This window comes from Vibrio sp. 10N.222.49.C12, from assembly GCF_041475025.1.
Taxonomy (GTDB): Bacteria; Pseudomonadota; Gammaproteobacteria; order Enterobacterales; family Vibrionaceae; genus Vibrio; species Vibrio crassostreae_C.
This window is the reverse complement of sequence record NZ_JBFRVF010000024.1, coordinates 35,134-54,357: the sequence shown is the minus strand read 5'-3', so window position 1 is coordinate 54,357 and position 19,224 is coordinate 35,134. Positions and strand designations below refer to the sequence as shown.

The 19,224-nt window shown below is 43.9% G+C and carries 17 protein-coding genes; 14 read left to right on the top strand and 3 right to left on the bottom strand.

The features are described 5' to 3' along the window. Nucleotides 1-82: 82 nt before the first annotated feature. The 5 genes from prfB to AB4583_RS08490 all read left to right on the top strand — a co-directional run bounded on the left by prfB (nt 83) and on the right by AB4583_RS08490 (nt 5,753). Nucleotides 83-1,181, top strand: a protein-coding gene (gene prfB / locus AB4583_RS08510; protein ID WP_100208942.1) for a peptide chain release factor 2 whose coding sequence is annotated in 2 segments (ribosomal slippage) — nt 83-157 and nt 159-1,181 — 1,098 coding nt in all. Because the reading frame shifts where the segments join, the coding sequence is not laid out codon by codon here. Nucleotides 1,182-1,279: 98 nt separating this feature from the next. Continuing rightward, complete coding sequence (gene lysS, locus AB4583_RS08505; protein WP_372117017.1) at nt 1,280-2,812, top strand: lysine--tRNA ligase; 1,533 nt, start codon at nt 1,280-1,282, stop codon at nt 2,810-2,812. 271 nt (nt 2,813-3,083) lie between these two features. Then, nucleotides 3,084-4,418 (top strand): cyclic-di-GMP-binding transcriptional regulator VpsR, encoded by a 1,335-nt coding sequence (gene vpsR / locus AB4583_RS08500; protein ID WP_017062873.1) that lies wholly within the window; start codon nt 3,084-3,086, stop codon nt 4,416-4,418. Nucleotides 4,419-4,985: 567 nt separating this feature from the next. Beyond that, nucleotides 4,986-5,237, top strand: a complete 252-nt coding sequence (locus AB4583_RS08495) for a hypothetical protein (protein ID WP_008224444.1) — start codon at nt 4,986-4,988, stop codon at nt 5,235-5,237. Between the two features lie 204 nt (nt 5,238-5,441). Then, nucleotides 5,442-5,753 (top strand): DUF6482 family protein, encoded by a 312-nt coding sequence (locus AB4583_RS08490; protein ID WP_004735016.1) that lies wholly within the window; start codon nt 5,442-5,444, stop codon nt 5,751-5,753. 88 nt (nt 5,754-5,841) lie between these two features. On the opposite strand, the gene mutH is transcribed toward AB4583_RS08490, so the two are convergent. After that, nucleotides 5,842-6,507 (bottom strand): DNA mismatch repair endonuclease MutH, encoded by a 666-nt coding sequence (gene mutH / locus AB4583_RS08485; RefSeq protein ID WP_032546406.1) that lies wholly within the window; start codon nt 6,505-6,507, stop codon nt 5,842-5,844. Between the two features lie 616 nt (nt 6,508-7,123). Here mutH and rppH point away from each other — a divergent pair. The 5 genes from rppH to AB4583_RS08460 are packed head-to-tail and all read left to right on the top strand — an operon-like array spanning nt 7,124 to nt 12,434. Then, nucleotides 7,124-7,642: an RNA pyrophosphohydrolase gene (gene rppH, locus AB4583_RS08480; protein WP_017059335.1), complete on the top strand. Its 519-nt coding sequence runs from the start codon at nt 7,124-7,126 to the stop codon at nt 7,640-7,642. 2 nt (nt 7,643-7,644) lie between these two features. Then, a complete protein-coding gene (ptsP, locus tag AB4583_RS08475) occupies nt 7,645-9,894 on the top strand; it encodes a phosphoenolpyruvate--protein phosphotransferase (protein WP_017059336.1) in 2,250 nt (749 codons plus the stop codon). Nucleotides 9,895-9,902: 8 nt separating this feature from the next. Next, on the top strand, nt 9,903-10,694 hold the full coding sequence (locus AB4583_RS08470) for a sulfite exporter TauE/SafE family protein (RefSeq protein WP_017059337.1): 792 nt from the start codon (nt 9,903-9,905) through the stop codon (nt 10,692-10,694). Nucleotides 10,695-10,751: 57 nt separating this feature from the next. Beyond that, the gene (gene lgt / locus AB4583_RS08465) at nt 10,752-11,573 is read left to right on the top strand and encodes a prolipoprotein diacylglyceryl transferase (RefSeq protein ID WP_017059338.1); all 822 of its coding nucleotides are present in this window, start codon (nt 10,752-10,754) and stop codon (nt 11,571-11,573) included. 9 nt (nt 11,574-11,582) lie between these two features. Beyond that, entirely contained in the window at nt 11,583-12,434 is an 852-nt protein-coding gene (locus AB4583_RS08460; protein WP_017059339.1) for a thymidylate synthase, read from the top strand. 555 nt (nt 12,435-12,989) lie between these two features. Here AB4583_RS08460 and AB4583_RS08455 read toward each other — a convergent pair. Then, entirely contained in the window at nt 12,990-14,135 is a 1,146-nt protein-coding gene (locus AB4583_RS08455; RefSeq protein ID WP_017059340.1) for a Na/Pi symporter, read from the bottom strand. 388 nt (nt 14,136-14,523) lie between these two features. Between AB4583_RS08455 and nhaR the strand changes: the two genes are divergently transcribed. Beyond that, nucleotides 14,524-15,414, top strand: coding sequence for a transcriptional activator NhaR (gene nhaR / locus AB4583_RS08450; protein WP_017070067.1), 891 nt, complete (start codon nt 14,524-14,526; stop codon nt 15,412-15,414). A gap of 100 nt (nt 15,415-15,514) precedes the next feature. Next, the gene (locus AB4583_RS08445) at nt 15,515-15,808 is read left to right on the top strand and encodes a metalloregulator ArsR/SmtB family transcription factor (protein WP_004735028.1); all 294 of its coding nucleotides are present in this window, start codon (nt 15,515-15,517) and stop codon (nt 15,806-15,808) included. A 277-nt stretch (nt 15,809-16,085) separates the two neighbouring features. Here AB4583_RS08445 and rpsT read toward each other — a convergent pair whose 3' ends face one another. Next, nucleotides 16,086-16,346, bottom strand: coding sequence for a 30S ribosomal protein S20 (rpsT, locus tag AB4583_RS08440; protein WP_004739529.1), 261 nt, complete (start codon nt 16,344-16,346; stop codon nt 16,086-16,088). Between the two features lie 251 nt (nt 16,347-16,597). Between rpsT and murJ the strand changes: the two genes are divergently transcribed. After that, nucleotides 16,598-18,160 (top strand): murein biosynthesis integral membrane protein MurJ, encoded by a 1,563-nt coding sequence (gene murJ, locus AB4583_RS08435; RefSeq protein WP_032545655.1) that lies wholly within the window; start codon nt 16,598-16,600, stop codon nt 18,158-18,160. A gap of 70 nt (nt 18,161-18,230) precedes the next feature. Continuing rightward, nucleotides 18,231-19,166, top strand: coding sequence for a bifunctional riboflavin kinase/FAD synthetase (ribF, locus tag AB4583_RS08430; RefSeq protein WP_017062867.1), 936 nt, complete (start codon nt 18,231-18,233; stop codon nt 19,164-19,166). Nucleotides 19,167-19,224: the final 58 nt, after the last annotated feature.

The following is a 19,224-nucleotide window of genomic DNA, read 5'->3' as shown; positions in this document are numbered from 1 at the left end:
CCACTCTAAAAAATTCTGTATCTCCGTCACACTTTTGAGTACAATTCTTCGGTTAAATTCTACTCATAAATGATGAGCTAAAATGTTTGAAATCAATCCTATAAAAAACCGTCTGCAGGATGTGTCTGAGCGCACAAATATCCTGAGGGGGTATCTTTGACTATGACGCTAAGAAAGAGCGTCTAGAAGAAGTAAACGCAGAATTAGAACAACCGGATGTATGGAACGAACCTGAGCGTGCTCAAGCGCTAGGTAAAGAACGTTCTGCATTGGAAGCGGTAGTAGAAACGATCGACCAACTTGACCAAGGTGTTGAGGATGTTGATGGCCTATTAGAGCTTGCGGTTGAAGAAGAAGATCAAGAAACGTTCGATGAAATTGAACCAGAACTGGCCGAGCTTGAAGCTAAGCTAGAGAAGCTGGAATTCCGTCGTATGTTCTCTGGTGATCACGATGCATCAGATTGCTACATCGATTTACAGTCAGGTTCGGGCGGTACAGAAGCTCAAGACTGGACTTCAATGATGTTGCGCATGTACTTACGTTGGGCAGATTCGAAAGGCTTCAAGACTGAAGTTATCGAAGTGTCGGATGGTGATGTTGCTGGCCTTAAAGGCGCAACGGTACGTATTTCTGGTGAGTATGCTTACGGTTGGTTACGCACAGAGACTGGTGTTCACCGTCTAGTTCGTAAGTCACCATTTGATTCAAGTGGTCGTCGTCATACTTCATTTGCATCTGCGTTTATCTATCCTGAGATTGATGACAACATTACGATCGACATTAATCCTTCTGACCTACGTATTGACGTATACCGTGCCTCTGGCGCTGGTGGTCAGCACGTAAACACCACGGAATCAGCGGTACGTATTACTCACGTTCCGACTAACACTGTGGTTCAGTGTCAGAATGACCGTTCGCAGCATAAGAACAAAGATCAAGCGATGAAGCAGCTACGTGCTAAGCTTTTTGAACTTGAGATTCAAAAACAAAATGCTGAAAAACAAGCGAGCGAAGAGACGAAATCAGACATCGGTTGGGGCAGTCAAATCCGCTCTTACGTGCTGGATGATTCTCGTATCAAAGATTTACGCACCGGCATCGAAAACCGTAATACTCAAGCGGTTCTTGACGGTGACTTAGACAAGTTTATTGAAGCTAGCCTGAAATCAGGTCTGTAAGCTTTATCAACTATTAAGCTTTACCAATAATATTGGTAAAAATGCCTATATTTACAAAAATATAGCGGTCCAAATTTTAAAAGCAGGGTACATCTCTAATGACTGATGCTGTTCAAAACGAAAACGCACAAGAAGCTTCTTCACCTGAAGAGAACAAACTAATCGCTGAGCGCCGCAGCAAGCTGGATCACATCCGCCAAAACTGCAAAGCTAACGGTCACCCAAATGACTTCCGTCGTGAGCACCTAGCTGGCGATCTTCAAGCGGAATTCGGTGAGAAGACTAAGGAAGAGCTAGAAGAGCTTAACCACATCGTTGCGATCGCTGGTCGTGTTATGGCGAAGCGTGGTCCATTCCTTGCGATTCAAGAAACTTCTGGTCGTATCCAAGCATACGCAGCGAAAGACGTTCAAAAAGTACTGAAAGAGAAGTACCAAGGCCTAGATATCGGTGACATCATCGGTGTTAAAGGTGCGCTTCACAAATCAGGTAAAGGCGACCTTTACGTGAACATGGAAGAGTTTGAATTGCTGACTAAAGCACTTCGTCCTCTACCAGAGAAGTTCCACGGTCTAACTGACCAAGAGATGCGTTACCGTCAGCGTTACGTTGACCTAATCGTGAACGAAGATTCTCGTAATGCATTCATCGTGCGTTCTAAGCTTGTATCTTCAATCCGTAACTTCATGAGCGCGAAAGGCTACCTAGAAGTTGAAACGCCAATGATGCACGTGATCCCGGGTGGCGCAACTGCACGTCCGTTCATCACTCATCACAATGCACTAGACATCGACATGTACCTACGTGTTGCACCAGAGCTTTACCTTAAGCGTCTAGTGGTGGGTGGTTTTGACCGTGTATTCGAGATCAACCGTAACTTCCGTAACGAAGGTCTATCTCCACGTCACAACCCAGAATTCACAATGATGGAATTCTACCAAGCGTACTCTGACTACAAAGACCTTATGGATCTGACAGAAGAGATGCTAAGCACGGCAGCAATGGACGTTCTTGGTTCTACTTCTATGCCTTACGGTGACGAAATGGTTGAGTTCGGTGGCACTTACGCTCGCATGAGCATGTTCGATGCAATCAAACACTACAACCCTGAGCACGCTGAGATTCAAGCGCTAACAGAAGCAGACCTACAAGACCGTGAAAAGATGGTTGCTATCGCAAAATCTGTACACGTAGACGTAGAAACGTTCTGGACATGTGGTCAGCTTCTAGAAGAGATCTTTGGTGAAACGGCTGAGCCTCAGCTAATTCAACCAACGTTCATCACTGGCTACCCAGCGGACATCTCTCCTCTAGCTCGTCGTAGCGATGACAACCCGTTCTTCACAGACCGTTTTGAGTTCTTCATCGGTGGCCGTGAAGTTGCGAATGGTTTCTCTGAGCTTAACGATGCACAAGACCAAGACGAGCGTTTCAAAGCGCAAGTTAACGCGAAAGACGCGGGTGATGACGAAGCGATGTACTACGATGCAGACTACATTACTGCACTAGAGCACGGCCTACCGCCAACAGCGGGTCAAGGTATCGGTATCGACCGTCTAGCAATGCTATTTACAAACACGCACACAATCCGTGACGTGATCTTGTTCCCGGCAATGCGTCCACAGGCGTAATTCTCGTTTATAGGGCGTAACAGCCTATGTAATTAAAAAGCCACCTTCGGGTGGCTTTTTCTGTTTTGGGGCTTCAAAACCTAGTCTGTACCGCACTCTTGATTCGAAAAATCGTTATTTCTGACATAGTCTTACTATTGAGACATAAAATCTAAGATAGTCTCACTACTATACGTCTCTGCGCTGAATACGCTCTCGCGGCATTTTGTCGAACGATGAAGCAGTGACTCGTATTAGTCTGATTTAAATAAAAATAGAATAAGGAAGAAGGATGGGAACTCAATTTAAGATGGATTCCTTACCAGGTTCTCTTATCGTCGTTGGTGGTGCGTACGAACCCTGGTTATCAGTGTTAGAACAAGTGGGTTGGCAGTGTACCCAGTGTGCAGATTTACGAAAAGCCGATGCCTTGATTGCTGATATTGGCCCATGTATTGGTATTGTCGATCTTAGTCATGATGAGTTCAGTCTCAACGGTATTGCTAACCTTGTGAGCAATAACAAGCAGGTGAGATGGCTCGCCTTTATCCGTGAATCTCAATTAAGCTCTGATACGATCTGCCAGTTTATCGTCAACTTCTGTATCGACTTTTTCACGGCACCTATCCCAGATGCTCAATTGCTGAGTACCATTGGTCACCAACTGGGTATGCTTAAGCTTGAGCAGAAGGTATGGCCAAACTACGGCATCAATAACAACATGGGACTGCTAGGCGATTCTGTGGCCGTGAAGCGCTTGAGAGACCAAGTAAAGCGTATTGGGCCGACTGATGTCAGTATCTTGATTTATGGCGAGAGTGGGGCTGGTAAAGAGACGATTGCACGCTCGATTCATCAAAATTCGTCGCGAGCACAGAAACCATTTTTAACGGTTAACTGTCGTGCCTTGTCTGAAATGAGAATAGAGGCCGAGGTGTTTGGCATATCAGCACAGTCAGCGACTGCGCCTTGTATGTTGGAAGAAGCCGATGGCGGAACCATCTTGCTTAATGATGTTTTAGCGATGCCACGCAATCAACAACTGAACCTGTTGCGCTTTCTACAAGAAGGTAAGATTGAAACTGCGAATGGACCTAAATCCGTTGATGTGCGTATTCTGGCCGCGAACTCCTCTGATATCGAGAAGGCGTTGATCGAGGGCGACTTCAATGAAGAGCTTTATCACTATATCAATGTTCTGCGTATTCATGTTCCAAGCTTAAAAGAACGTGTGAGCGATATTTCAGTACTGGCGAATCATTTTCTGCGTGAGTACTCGAAAGAGTTTAATGCTCAAGCGAAGAGCTTCTCAGACGATGCTATCCGTTCGATGAATCGATACCATTGGCCTGGAAATGTGCGTGAGCTGATGAATCAGATTAAGCGTGTTGTGTTGATGTCTGATGCTGTGATCATTGAGGATCACCAACTGGATTTACCAAAACAGAATGATGAACGCCGAAGCTTGAAGAGTATTCGAGAGCGCTCAGAGCGCGATGCGTTACTGATTGTATTGGAATCTTACGGTGGTCAGGTTTCATTGGCGGCTAAGGAGCTCGGTGTATCACGAGCGACGATGTACCGCTTGCTGAATAAACACAGCCTAATCTCTGAAGGTGTTGTTTAGACTCTTCTCTACATGACTTTATTCAGTCACCGTAAATTAAAGGCCACGTATCTACGTGGCTTTTTTGTTTCTGAAGGGTAGTCCGTTGTTTTCTAGTTAGACCCTAAGAGAGATATGCTGTGATTTTATATAATCATAGTGAATATGTTATATGTAAATGAATATGCAACTAATATTTCAGGCGAATGCATTGTTTTAAAAATGTTAATCAATTAGCGGTTGAATAATATACTCACTTGGTTAGACTTTAACCGTTAAAGCAACGATTTAACAAAGACTTGTCTGCTTTTACTTCCCCATTTTTTTTGGATTTTTTAGTTAGCTTGGAGGCGCAAATGAAACATTTCGATTTTATACAGCATATTTGCGCGTCGTTTGATCCGTGTACTGACATGGTGACTGATATGTCACTCACATCAGCCATAGCCGATCGAAACACCCAAGATAAACCTAACTAATAGATCCGTATCCTTATTTGGCTGCGGAAAAATAGCAGCTAAGTGAGAAGCCCTCATACTATCTAACACGCTATTTTTCCTCAGTTGACTCAACAACTGGAGAGTTATTATGCGTCACTCAGTATATTTAAAATTAGCAACAGTCCTTATCCGTGCCGATCTTCGTCGTGAAGAGCGGGAATGGCAGCGAAAAGTACGTCGTAGTTCACTAGACCTACCTTGGCACAACACTCATTTGCTAAGAGATATTGGCCTTGAAGCCGATGGTCGTCCAATTGGTTTCTCTGAGCCTGAAGTTGTCACCATTGAACGTCGCGTTCGTCATCTTCGTCGTGTTCTTAGCGCGCGAATACCGACGTAATCTTTCGGGGTTGATCGCACCTTTCAACCCCCTAAATCATTGACGGTGATAGTTAGGTGTCAAAAGTGAGCGCTTTTGAACTAGAACTGGACAAAAAAGAGAAGCATTGGCTTCTCTTTTTTGTTTTTTTAATCGAGAAAAATCAACGTGCCCTAGTAAAGAAATAGAGTTCTACTAAGCTATAGAGAGCAAGGGAGGCCGGTTATGCAAAAGCATCAGTTAGACATGTGGTTACATGGAGAGCACAAAGACTCTTATCAAACACCCAAAGTGTACGTTATTGGCTGTTCTGATATTTCAGAATATCTATTGGCGGTGGAGTACAAACATAAGCTAGAACCGGTAAAGCAAGACGGCGAGCCGCTTCACTTTGGATCCTTGGATCAAGTGAAAGAGGAGTTACTCCGGCTCGGCTTTGAAAAGGCGTATCTTCGCTTACACAACGCCTATGATGAGTTTGGTAATGAGCCAAGCCAAAGCTACTGTGATATTGAACTGGCGCTCAAACCTCATTAAGAGGCGTTGGTAGCGAGATATTGATTCTAATTCCAGACTGTTTTTTAACGCACTGATAGTTTTGGCTATCGAGGCTCGATTAAACGATCTATGCGTAATGTGTTGTCAGTAATTTATGGGTGAATTGAGTTCGCAGATAGAAACCACGTGGTTTAGTTTTGATAGGTTTTCCGCTTGCACCGTAAGCTTCCGTTAACACACGACTGTTAGCAGCCTTCGGACGTAAATGCAGTGCTTCACCGTGTCTTGCTGTTATCTGTTCAACATTGCCTAAAACGATCAACTCCATCAGTTCTTCCCAATCTCGCTTCAAGAGTTCGTCTTCAGCTTGGCTAGGTGTCCATAATAATGGGGATCCTACATGCCTCTCTGCTAGCGGGATCTCTCTTTCTCCCTCGACAGGGATCCACAACACCTTAGACAGCTTGTTTCGAACGTGGCTGGTTTCCCAAGTTATGCCTTGCACACCCATCAAAGGAGCAACACACACAAAGGTGGTTTCGAGTGGCTTGCCAGAGTAGCTAATCGGAATGCTTTTTAGCTCGATACCGAGCTTGGCAAAATCTTGTTCTGGCTTACTGCCTGCAGGTGCACCCAAGTGCCATTCCAATAGCTGCCCAACCCAGCCTTTATCACGCTTAAGGTCGTTTGGCATCACCATCTCAGCTTCGTCAGCGAGCTCTTTAAAGGTCATTCCGGCGATGGCATACGCGCGCTCTAACAGCTCTTGTTGTGTTTGTGGTTCTGGTTTCATAATAAAAGGCATGATCAAAAAAATGATTTTATCAGAAGTTATCACCAAATGACGACTGGTTAAGAAATGATCTCCTTGCGAGAGAAGGGATCAAACTCAGGGTTATCCACAGGACATAAAGGTAATTAATTGAAATATTAATTTAGTGGATAAATAAACAGGGGTTTATGGTGGATAAAATGCTTGCCAAATGGGGTTCAAAATGAATCTTTCACTTAGTAGTGTGGATAAACATCGGAGTGGTTGATCTTTAACCATGTCAGGTTTCTGAAAGATCTTTTACATTTCTAATGTTTTTTAAAACTAGAATGTTATTTTAATTTACTGATTTATATAATAATAAAATTATTTTGACTGATTTGTTGTTTTTGGTGTTGATGAATCTATGGATTAAAAAAAACGATTGCGGGTAATTCTTCACATAGTTATTCACAGAAAAGGTGAATAAATGTGGTCTATGTCTCACTATTGTGTGGGTAACTAGAATTTGAGCAAAACTTATCCATATTCCTAGTTATTATTCATAAATATAGCGCTTATCACGTCACTAAGTTTGCTCCGATTGGGGATATGTGGAAAAATCAGAGTAATTAAAAATTTAGATAGAGGTTGGCCAGTGATAGATGGCGATGGTTACCGATTAAATGTTGGTATTGTAATCTGTAACAACCATGGTCAGGTCTTCTGGGCTAAACGATACGGGCAACATTCATGGCAATTCCCTCAAGGGGGAATAGATGAAGGTGAGACTCCGGAACAGGCAATGTACCGCGAGTTGTATGAAGAGGTTGGCCTTACTAAAAAGGATGTAAAGATCGTCGCGACAAGTCGTCATTGGTTACGCTACAAGCTACCCAAACGACTGGTTCGGTGGGATTCTAAACCTGTCTGTATTGGACAAAAACAGAAGTGGTTCCTTTTGCGCTTAGATTGCGATGAATCGCATATCAATATGCAGCGTGGAAGTACACCTGAGTTTGATGGTTGGCGTTGGGTGAGTTACTGGTACCCAGTTCGACAAGTTGTTTCTTTCAAGCGAGATGTTTACCGTCGAGCGATGAAAGAGTTCGCATCTTTAGCAATGCCGTTTAAAGAGCGAAAAATAAAAGGAAAGCGCAAATTGCGTAGAGGTTAAGCATGCTCAGTCAACTAAGGGAAATAGTTGAACACGTATCAAGAGTTGAAGATGTGTCGACGGCTCTTGATATTTTGGTTAAAGAGACATGCAGTGCGATGCAGACGGAATGTTGCACCGTGTATTTGGCAAATAATGATATGCAGCGCCTTGAGTTGATGGCAACTCAAGGCCTGATCTTCAAAGGCAATAGCATTCACATTGGTTTTGACGAAGGTCTGGTTGGCCTTGTTAAAAGAAGTGCTGAACCTATCAACCTTGCACAAGCGTCTGCTCACCCTGCTTATAAGTTTTTTCCAGAGCTTGGAGAAAACGTCTATCACTCTTTTCTCGGTACTCCGATTATCCACCGCAAGCAAGTGCTCGGTGTATTGGTCATTCAACAGAAGACCCCACGTTTATTTAGTGAGATGGAAGAATCCTTCCTTGTCACGCTCTCTGCACAACTTGCCGTTATTGTGGCGCACGCCCAAACTCAAGGCCATTGGCTGTTAGAGCAACAGAAGCTACCGGCTACTAAAGGTATTGCAGCTTCATCGGGCGTGGCGATTGGTGACTTATGGTGGGACAACACTCAGCCTGAACTCACCGATGTTTATCCTGCTTCGACGCTCAATATAGAGAGAGAGCATGAGTTGTTGGCGGTAGCGGTTGAAAACGCCCTCAATGACTTTAAGCGCATGCGAAAGCGCTTAGATAGCGAAATCAATAAAGATGCGTTGGCGATCTTTGACCTGTTTACTCACTTACTCAACGATCCTATGCTGCGTAAGGATCTAAAAAGCCAAATCCAGAAAGGCGATAAAGCCGATTGGGCACTAAGACAGGTTGTAGAGAGTTATTCTAATCGCTTTGCTCGTATGTCGGACGTGTATCTTCGTGAGAGAGCACAAGACATCCGAGAGCTCGGACAAAGGCTGCTCTATTTCCTCCACAACTCTGAACATGAACTTCGCACGTTAGATAAGCCGATTATCCTAGTGGTTCGTGAGTTAACCGCTTCGGTATTAGCGTCTATTCCCAAAGAAAAGCTCTTAGCGGTGATTTCCTTGGAAGGGGCGGCGAACTCGCACGCAGCGATTTTATCTCGAGCGCTTGGCATACCTTCCGTCATGGGGGTAAACCTCAACCTAGCTCAAGCTAATGGCAAGCGAGCGATTGTTGATGGGTATAGCGGTGAGATCTTTATTGAGCCGACTAAAAGCCTGCTCAAAGAGTATCGAGGGCTGATTCTAGAAGAGAGTGAGCTCTCCTCTATGGTCAATCGCGAGCTGTACCTACCGGCAAAAACGCAAGACAACAAGCAAGTCGAGATTCTGCTTAATGCGGGTTTAAGTGCAGACACTAACATCGCTATCAACCAAGGCGTTGATGGCGTAGGGCTGTATCGAACTGAAATTTCTTTCTTGTTGCAGCAAAGATTCCCGTCAGAGGATGAACAATTCAAGCAGTATCGTTCTGTACTGGCAAGCTACCCAGAGAAACAAGTGGTGATGCGTACACTCGATATCGGTGGTGATAAGGCCTTACCGTATTTTCCTATCGAAGAGGACAATCCATTCCTTGGTTGGCGTGGTATTCGGTTTACGCTCGATCATCCTGACATCTTTATTATTCAGTTACGTGCCATGCTACGTGCGAGCTGTGAAAGCCATAACTTGAGTATTTTGCTGCCGATGATCTCTGGTGCACAGGAGTTGGATGACGCGCTACAGTTGATTGAACAAGCGTATGATGAAGTGCATGAGCTTGATAACCGAGTGCGTATGCCTCGCGTTGGTATCATGATTGAAGTGCCATCCATGCTGTACATACTGCCGCTGATTGCGCATAAGGTCGACTTTGTTTCAGTCGGTACCAACGACTTAACCCAATATTTATTAGCGGTTGATCGGAACAATTCACGAGTATCCGATGTCTATGAATCAATGCACCCTGCGGTGATCATGGCATTAAAACAAATTCATGATACTTGTAAGCAATATCAATTACCTGTTTGTATTTGTGGCGAGTTAGCCGGTGACCCGATGGGCGCGCTGCTATTGATTGGATTGGGGTATGAGACGTTAAGTATGAATACCTCGAATGTCGCAAGAACCAAATATTTGATTCGTCAGTCGAACTTGGCTGAATTACAGGATTTGGCAAATAAGGCACTTTCAAAACCGTATGGTAGTGACATCTATAGTATGATGCTGAACTATTTCGAAGAGCGTGAATTTACAGGCTTCATTCGAGCAGGTAAAAAATAGGATTTAACGTGTCATATGAACTGATAGGCTTGTTAGCGGGCCTTGGTGCTATTGTTGGTGTTTTAGCAGGCTTGCTAGGCATTGGTGGTGGTTTGCTGGTTGTTCCTGCCTTACTGTTTTTGCTTCCTAAAGCGGGTATCCCCCAAGAGTTTGCGATGCAAATGGCATTGGCTACTTCGCTATCAACCATCATCGTTACGTCGGGATCGTCTGCGATTAACCATCTAAAGTTGGGTAACGTAGAGATGTTTGTCGTTAAATGGTTGATGCCAGGTGTGGTGATAGGCGGCTTCCTCGGCTCTTTCGTGGCCGATGTAATTCCAGCTCAATACTTACCAAAAGTCTTTGGTGTGATTGTTTTGGTGTTGGCGTTGCAAATGCTATTGTCGATTCGCTCCAAGAGCCAAAAATCGATGCCGGGTTCAGCTAAAACCGTGTTGTGTGGCGGCGGGATTGGTTTGGTATCAAGCTTAGCGGGCATTGGCGGTGGGTCTTTATCGGTACCTTTCCTTAACCATCACGGTGTGGAAATGCGTAAAGCCGTCGGCTCATCTTCGGTATGCGGTTGTGTTATCGCGATTTCGGGAATGCTAGGTTTCATTTGGCATGGATCTTCTGTCGATGATCTTCCTGCGTATAGCTTGGGTTATGTTTATCTACCGGCTTTGATCGCGATATCTTGTACCTCAGTTTTGACCACTCGAGTGGGTGCGAAACTGGCCACTCAATTGCCAACCCCTGTGCTGAAGAAATTCTTTGCGGTATTTTTAATGTTTATAGCAGCCACAATGCTGCTGTAGTGTCTTTTCTGTTAGTCATTGAGCTAACCGTTAATCAATTTAGATAGAGAGCCAAGTATGTCTCAGGGTTTTATCGAATTCCCAAATATCGATCCTGTTCTTATTGAACTAGGACCAATCTCAGTTCGTTGGTACGGCCTAATGTACCTTGTCGGTTTTATGTTTGCTCTTTGGTTAGCAAATCGCCGAGCTGATCAACCGGGTAGTGGTTGGACTCGAGAGCAAGTATCAGACTTACTGTTTGCTGGCTTTCTAGGTGTGGTGTTGGGTGGTCGTATTGGCTACGTACTTTTCTACAACTTTGACCTTTTCCTAGCAGACCCACTGTACCTATTTAAGGTATGGACTGGCGGTATGTCTTTCCACGGTGGCTTGCTGGGTGTTATCACCGCAATGTTCTGGTATGCGAAAAAGAATGGTCGCACCTTCTTTGGCGTGGCAGACATGATTGCACCACTCGTCCCATTTGGTTTAGGTATGGGCCGTCTAGGTAACTTCATGAACAGCGAGCTTTGGGGCCGTGTGACTGATGTGCCATGGGCGATTGTGTTCCCTAACGGTGGTCCACTTCCTCGTCACCCATCTCAACTTTACGAGATGGCGCTTGAAGGTATCGTGCTGTTCTTCATCTTGAACTGGTTTATCAAAAAGCCGCGTCCTCTTGGTTCTGTATCAGGGTTATTCCTAGCTGGATATGGTACATTCCGCTTCTTAGTAGAATACGTACGTGAACCTGATGCTCACCTAGGTTTGTTCGGTGGATTTATCTCTATGGGACAAATTTTGTCACTGCCAATGGTTATCATCGGTGTGCTGATGATGGTGTGGGCATACAAGCGTGGTCACTACAAAGACGAATTACCACAACAAACGAAGTAAGGAATTGGTGTGAAACAGTATTTAGATCTCTGTCAGCGTATCGTTGATGACGGTACTTGGATTGAAAATGAACGCACGGGCAAGCGTTGCCTAACCGTGATCAATGCTGACCTTGAATATGATGTTGGTAATAACCAATTCCCACTGGTAACAACGCGTAAGAGTTTTTGGAAAGCCGCAGTTGCTGAGCTGCTTGGCTATATCCGTGGTTACGACAATGCTGAAGATTTTCGTAAGCTAGGGACTAAAACTTGGGATGCGAATTCTAACCTGAATGAAGCATGGCTGAATAACCCTTACCGCAAGGGTGAAGATGACATGGGCCGTGTTTATGGCGTTCAAGGACGTGCATGGGCAAAACCTGACGGCGGTCATATCGACCAACTGAAGAAGATTGTTGATGATCTAACTAACGGTATTGATGACCGCGGCGAGATCTTAAACTTCTACAACCCAGGTGAGTTCCACATGGGATGTTTGCGTCCGTGTATGTACAGCCATCACTTCTCACTACTTGGTGATACTCTGTACCTAAACAGCACTCAGCGCTCTTGCGATGTACCCCTAGGCCTGAACTTCAACATGGTTCAAGTGTATGTCTTCCTAGCTATCATGGCGCAAATCACGGGTAAGAAAGCTGGCGTGGCTTACCATAAGCTAGTAAATGCTCATATTTACGAAGATCAACTTGCACCTATGCGTGATATCCAGTTAAAGCGTGAGCCGTTAGCTGGCCCAACATTCCATATCAATCCTCAGATTAAGTCTCTAGAAGATTTGGAAACATGGGTAACGATGGATGACTTCTGGGTTGAAGGTTACGAATGCCACGAAGCGATTAAGTACCCATTCTCGGTTTAATCTCACTCGCTTTGTTTGATTGAAAGGCTGCCTCTGTGCAGCCTTTTTTGTATCTAAGTTACAGTGACGAGTAATCGAGATTCGAAGAGCAGAGAAATCATATGCTGTGTGATGCTTTATGTTACTCGTATACTCTCAACGCGCATTGGCTCTGTCTCTTCGATACTCGCTTACACGCATCTCGAATCTTTTTTCGATTCATCATTCCCTAGACTGACGAAGGAAGGAGTTGGGAGTCTCTTTCGTGGTGTGTTTGTGGGATTCCCTATCACGCTCGTTCCTCGCTGTAGGGAATGACGGAAATATATAGATGCGGGTAAACGAGATGCGGGATATGAAGAGCTAGAACGGACTTCTTTGGTGAGTAATGCTTACCTTACCGATTTACTCTTATATCGTATCAGTTTCAGCTCTTGTCACAAGCTTACTCATATCTCGAATTTGATTTTAGCTCTTCGTTACTCGTTTACCCGAATCCCGTATCTGCTCTTAAAAAGAAAAAGCCCGCAACCTAGGAGGTAGCGGGCTTTGCTATAAGCGATGTTTATTTTGCTATTAAGCGGTAAGAGCTAACACGCTACCAGGCAGTACAAGGAATACCGCAACAAGGTAACCAGCCACTACAGCTTTGTTCTTCACAGCCATGTCTGAAATCATGTCTGCCGCTTTAACTGGAAGTTCACGTAGGAACGGGATACCGAAGATGAATACCGTTGACATGATGTTGAACACCAAGTGTACTAGAGCAATTTGTAGTGCGAATACTGCGAACTCACCAGACACTGCTGTAGCTGCAAGTAGAGCCGTAATACATGTACCGATGTTTGCACCCAGAGTGAATGGGTAAACGTCACGTACTTTAAGAACACCTGAACCTACTAGTGGAACCATCAAGCTTGTTGTCGTAGAAGAAGACTGAACAAGGATAGTCACGATAGAGCCAGAAGCGATACCGTGGATTGGACCACGACCGATTGCGTTCTTTAGAATCTCACGAGCACGACCAACCATTAGGCTCTTCATCAGCTTACCCATTACAGTAATAGCTACGAAGATAGTTGCGATACCTAGAGCGATAAGCATGATGCCGCCAACAGTGTCGCCAAACGTTGATAGTGGTTCTTTAATCGCACTTACAACAGGCTTAGTGATTGGCTTGATGAAGTTAAGACCACCCATGCTCATATCACCTGTTGCTAGCATCGGTGATACTAACCAGTGAGAAATTTTCTCTAGAATTCCAAACGCCATCTCTAGTGGTAGGAAGATAGCAACGGCTAATAGGTTAAAGAAGTCGTGGATTGTCGCACTTGCGAATGCACGTTTGAACTCTTCTTTACAACGAACGTGACCAAGGCTAACTAGCGTATTGGTTACCGTAGTACCAATGTTAGCACCCATGATCATAGGAATTGCTAGCTCAACAGGTAAACCACCTGCCACAAGGCCAACGATAATTGAAGTAACTGTACTTGATGATTGAATAAGCGCTGTTGCTACTAAACCAATCATTAAGCCTGCAACTGGGTGTGAAGCAAATTCGAAAAGAACCTTTGCTTGCTCGCCTGTTGCCCATTTGAAGCCTGTACCAACCATTGAAACTGAAAGTAATAGTAGGTAAAGCATGAATGCCAAGTTAGCCCAGCGTAGCCAACGAGTAGTGCTCGAGATAGGCGCTGCTGCAGTAGTAGCTTGGTTCATAATGTTTTCTCCATTGGACCGTTTAAGTCTGTGTTTGGTCTGTTTGTTTAATCTGAGCGTGATGTTAGAGGGGAAATATTTCAGTAATATTACATTTTGGTTTAGGTGCGACTTTTTTGTGATGATTTACTCTTTAAATATTCCAATTGCTAATGTGGTTGTTTTAAGTTGTTGTTTTAAATTGTTTTTTAATGGAAATTCTATAGGTGATATAGATCTTAAAAGTTAGAAAAAAATTGAAAATAATCGATGAAATATTACATTATGAAATCAGACACTTCGAAAAAATAAGTGGTAAATCTATGTTTGGTTAGGTTTTTTCGAGTTTGTTGAGTGGCGGTGTCATATTTGATATAAAGGGTATCTACTCTTTTATTACGGCACATCTATGTCGCATCTCAACTACAACCATCTGTATTACTTCTGGATGGTTTGCAAGCAAGGCTCTGTTACTAAAGCTGCAGAAGCCCTATTCCTAACACCACAAACGGTAACGGGGCAGATAAAAGCCTTAGAAGAACGCATGGATGGCAAGTTGACCAAGCGTAATGGCCGAAGTGTTGAGCCTACAGAGCTTGGGCAACTGGTCTTTAAATATGCCGATCGTATGTTTGGCCTGAGTTACGAGATGCTGGACATCGTGAATTACAGCCAGCACTCCAATATTCTGTTTGATGTTGGCGTCGCGGATGCGCTCTCTAAAAGACTCGTCAGTAAGATACTGATGTCGACCATCCCTCCAGATAACAGCATTCACTTGCGCTGTTTTGAATCGACCCATGAAATGCTACTTGAGCAACTCTCTCAACATAAGCTCGATATGATTTTGTCTGACTGTCCGGTGGACTCTAGTCAAAGCCCGGGCCTGTTCAGTAAAAAGCTGGGTGAGAGTGGAATGAGCTTTTTTAGTTCAGGTCAGGTTGAAGGGGTTAATTTCCCTGCTGTATTGGAGCAAAGAAAGCTTTTGATCCCTGGCAGCCGAACCTCAATGGGTCGTAAAGTGCTGCAATGGTTTGATAGACAAGGGCTTAAGCCAGATATTTTAGGTGAGTTTGATGATGCCGCATTGATGAAGGCTTTTGCTCGTTACCATCATGACGTAATATTTTTAGCACCGACGCTTTATATGTCTGAAGTGGAAGACGACACATCACTGCAACTATTAGGCGGTATTGAAGAGTTAAAAGAGGAGTACTACGTCATATTTGCTGAGAGGATGATCCAACATCCAGCAGTAAAAAACGTATGTGACGCAGATTTTAGCAAATTGTTCGAGTGAGATAGTTTGTTAATGAATTGATATCGATTATCATAACTCCGCAATATGCCGGAAATACTGATAGCCCGTAGTTGGCGTAAAGGTTGTAGGGAGCCAAACTATGAACTTAAAAGAGATGGAGAAGAACTCAGCACAAGCTGTGATTCTACTCAAAGCCATGGCTAACGAGCGTCGCTTACAGATTTTGTGCCTATTACATGGCACTGAACTGTCGGTTGGGGAGTTGTGTGGCAAGTTGGAACTGAGTCAGTCTGCTTTATCTCAACATCTTGCTTGGTTGAGAAGAGATGGTTTGGTCGAAACTCGCAAAGAAGCTCAAACTGTGTATTACACATTGAGTAGTGAAGAAGTAAAAGCGATGATTAACCTACTGCATGGTATTTACTGCAAGTAGCTTATTGCTGGTGGGAGGGGGATTTCTTATCAGCGATAGAATGACACAAGGAAGTGTTAGCATTTCACATTGAACGTTAGTGTTTACCTATCTATCTACGTACCAATTTGCTTCTCTATTTATTTTTCTGATTGTTTGTTTTATCTATCTGCTTAAATTGTTTATCGGTCAGAAAAACGGCTGTTAGCACGTAAAATAAAAGCGTTACTCAAAATTTAGATATAAAAAAACCGGCCTAGGCCGGTTTTTTTCGTTTTGCGTTGTAATCAAATTTCTATTAAAGAGCTTTGATTGCAGCAGCGAAACGAGACTTATGACGTGCAGCTTTATTCTTATGAATAAGGCCTTTAGTCGCCATACGGTCAAGAAGTGGTGTAACTTCTACAAGAGCAGCAGTTGCAGCTTCTTTATCACCAGCTGCGATAGCTGCGATAGTCTTTTTCATGTAAGTGCGCATCATAGAACGACGGCTAGCATTGTGCTGGCGACGTTTCTCAGCTTGGATAGCGCGCTTCTTAGCAGATTTACTGTTTGCCAAGGGTCTAACTCCCAAAAACTTAGTTCGGTGACAATTTAAGGGCGAGGACTATCCCTCATTAGCGCTTAATTGTCAAATGATTTGTGCAAAAACCAATCGTAGCCAAACAAACTTTGGTATGGAAAGGTCATCGCGGTTAAGATGGCGGGGATTCTAACAGCATTTTTAGACCAATGCTAATAAATATGCTTCTTAGGACAGGATAGTATTTATCCTCGCTTGAAAGTAATCAACCAGTGTCAGAGGTTTCTGTGAGTAAACGACTATTAAAGTCAGGCCTGATTGTCAGCGCAATGACTTTTGTTTCCCGTGTATTGGGGCTAGTACGTGATGTAGTAGTAGCAAATTTGATGGGGGCAGGAGCGAGTGCCGACGTATTTTTCTTCGCTAATAAAATTCCTAATTTCTTACGTCGACTTTTTGCAGAAGGTGCGTTTTCTCAAGCGTTTGTTCCTGTATTAACGGAATATCACGCCGCAGGTGATAAAGATAAGACACGAGATTTAATTGCTAAGGTGTCGGGGACGCTCGGGGTTTTAGTTTCTATTGTCACCGTCATCGGGGTATTGGGCTCTGGCGTGATCACCGCGATGTTTGGTGCGGGTTGGTTTATCGACTGGCTAAATGATGGCCCATCAGCACCCAAATTTGAGCTAGCGAGCTTTATGCTCAAGATTACCTTTCCTTATTTATGGTTTATCACCTTCGTCGCTTTATCTGGTGCCATTCTTAATACATTAGGTAAATTTGCGGTCTCTTCTTTTACTCCTGTGTTCTTGAACGTGATGATCATAGGCGCTGCATGGTTTATCTCACCTAATTTAGAACAACCAGAAATTGGTTTGGCTATTGGTGTGTTTCTTGGTGGCTTAGTCCAATTCCTTTTCCAAATGCCTTTCTTGATCAAAGCGGGTGTGTTGGTTAAGCCGAAGTGGGGATGGAGAGACCCGGGTGTGGTTAAGATCCGCACATTAATGATCCCTGCTCTGTTCGGTGTATCGGTCAGCCAAATCAACTTATTGTTTGATACCTTTATTGCCAGCTTCCTCGCAACAGGCTCTATCAGTTGGTTGTACTACTCAGACCGACTGCTTGAATTTCCTCTCGGTTTATTCGGTATCGCGATTGCGACTGTGATTCTTCCTGCTTTGTCTCGTAAACACGTAGATGCTCAAGGGGAAGGGTTCGCACATACCATGGATTGGGGCGTGCGCATGGTGTTGCTGCTTGGTATTCCTGCGATGTTAGGTCTTATCGTTTTAGCTAAACCCATGTTGATGGTGCTATTTATGCGTGGTGAGTTCTCTCCACACGATGTACAGCAAGCATCGATGTCATTGGTAGCTTACGCATCAGGCTTGCTTAATTTCATGCTGATTAAAGTTTTAGCTCCGGGCTATTACTCTCGCCAAGATACCAAAACACCGGTTAAGTACGGCATTATCGCTATGGTGACCAATATGGTGTTTAACGCGATCTTTGCTTATTTTTATGGCTATGTGGGTTTGGCGATTGCGACGGCACTGTCTGCCTTTGTGAATATGGCCTTGTTATATCGAGGATTGCACCTTGCGGGTGTGTATCAATTAACTAAGACAACCTTGTTGTTCAGTGCCAAATTAATTATCTCAGGTGTGGTGATGGTAGCGGCTATTTTATGGCAGCTGGATAATATGCAACATTGGCTTGAATGGAGCTTTAGCCAGAGAGCGCTGACATTAACTGGCTTGATTGGACTTGGTGGCTTTGTTTATATTGTTTCGGTACTGATTTTAGGTATCCGAGTAAAACATTTAAAAGCAGCGACAGATTAATACTGATTAGTATATAATCCGTCGGTTTCACACAATAAATGATGCAAATAACAGGTTTTAGCTGATCATAATGGAACTGATCCGAGGTATACACAATATTAAAGCGCAGCATCATGGCTGTGTATTAACCATAGGTAACTTCGATGGTGTTCATTTAGGACATCAAGAGGTTTTGAGTCAGGTTTCTAAACAAGCTGCAGCATTAGGGCTACCTTCTGTTGTTATGACGTTTGAACCGCAGCCTATGGAGCTGTTTGCCCGAGATAGAGCGCCAGCACGTTTAACTCGTTTACGAGACAAATACGTGCAACTGAGTAAGCTAGATATCAGTCGCTTATTGTGTGTTAATTTTAATCAGTATTTTGCAAGTTTATCCGCGGAAGCATTCATTAAGGATCTTTTGGTTGATAAGCTTGGTGTGAAGTTCTTGGTGGTTGGTGACGATTTTTGCTTTGGTAAAGGTCGTACCGGTAATTTCGCTATGCTCAAAGAGGCGGGCGAGAAGTACGGTTTTGAGGTGGTCAGCACCCAAAGCTATTGCTTAAACCAATTACGAGTAAGCAGTACTGAGATACGAAATGCATTAGCGGTCGATGACTTGGCTGCAAGTGCTACCATGTTAGGACGTGATTACAGTATTAGTGGTCGAGTGTCCCATGGTCGAAAACTAGGGAGAACTATAGGTTTCCCTACCGCTAATATTCCATTAAAGCGTTGTGTTTCTCCTGTATCGGGAGTGTATGTTGTTGAAGCTTTGGATATCGACGGTGTTCCTGTCGGTGGCGTTGCTAATATTGGACAACGACCAACAGTTAATGGGGTAAGGCAGCAATTGGAAGTGCATTTTTTTGACTTTAAAGCCAATTTATATGGTAAACAGTTAGAAGTACGACTTTTGCACAAACTGCGCGACGAGATAAAATTTGAATCGTTCGACGCACTAAAGAATCAAATAGAATTGGATGCTGAAGCCGCAAGGGTGTGGCTGCTTCAGCTAAAGAATTAATCGGATGATTCCACCGATTAACATAATGTCTAACTTCGCCCAATATAACGGAATTAAG

Coding starts and splice junctions, on each gene's coding strand:
- lysS (WP_372117017.1), top strand. CDS start 1,280: ATGACTGATGCTGTTCAAAACGAAAACGCACAAGAAGCTTCTTCACCT.
- vpsR (WP_017062873.1), top strand. CDS start 3,084: ATGGGAACTCAATTTAAGATGGATTCCTTACCAGGTTCTCTTATCGTC.
- AB4583_RS08495 (WP_008224444.1), top strand. CDS start 4,986: ATGCGTCACTCAGTATATTTAAAATTAGCAACAGTCCTTATCCGTGCC.
- AB4583_RS08490 (WP_004735016.1), top strand. CDS start 5,442: ATGCAAAAGCATCAGTTAGACATGTGGTTACATGGAGAGCACAAAGAC.
- mutH (WP_032546406.1), bottom strand. CDS start 6,507: ATGAAACCAGAACCACAAACACAACAAGAGCTGTTAGAGCGCGCGTAT.
- ptsP (WP_017059336.1), top strand. CDS start 7,645: ATGCTCAGTCAACTAAGGGAAATAGTTGAACACGTATCAAGAGTTGAA.
- lgt (WP_017059338.1), top strand. CDS start 10,752: ATGTCTCAGGGTTTTATCGAATTCCCAAATATCGATCCTGTTCTTATT.
- AB4583_RS08455 (WP_017059340.1), bottom strand. CDS start 14,135: ATGAACCAAGCTACTACTGCAGCAGCGCCTATCTCGAGCACTACTCGT.
- nhaR (WP_017070067.1), top strand. CDS start 14,524: ATGTCGCATCTCAACTACAACCATCTGTATTACTTCTGGATGGTTTGC.
- AB4583_RS08445 (WP_004735028.1), top strand. CDS start 15,515: ATGAACTTAAAAGAGATGGAGAAGAACTCAGCACAAGCTGTGATTCTA.
- ribF (WP_017062867.1), top strand. CDS start 18,231: ATGGAACTGATCCGAGGTATACACAATATTAAAGCGCAGCATCATGGC.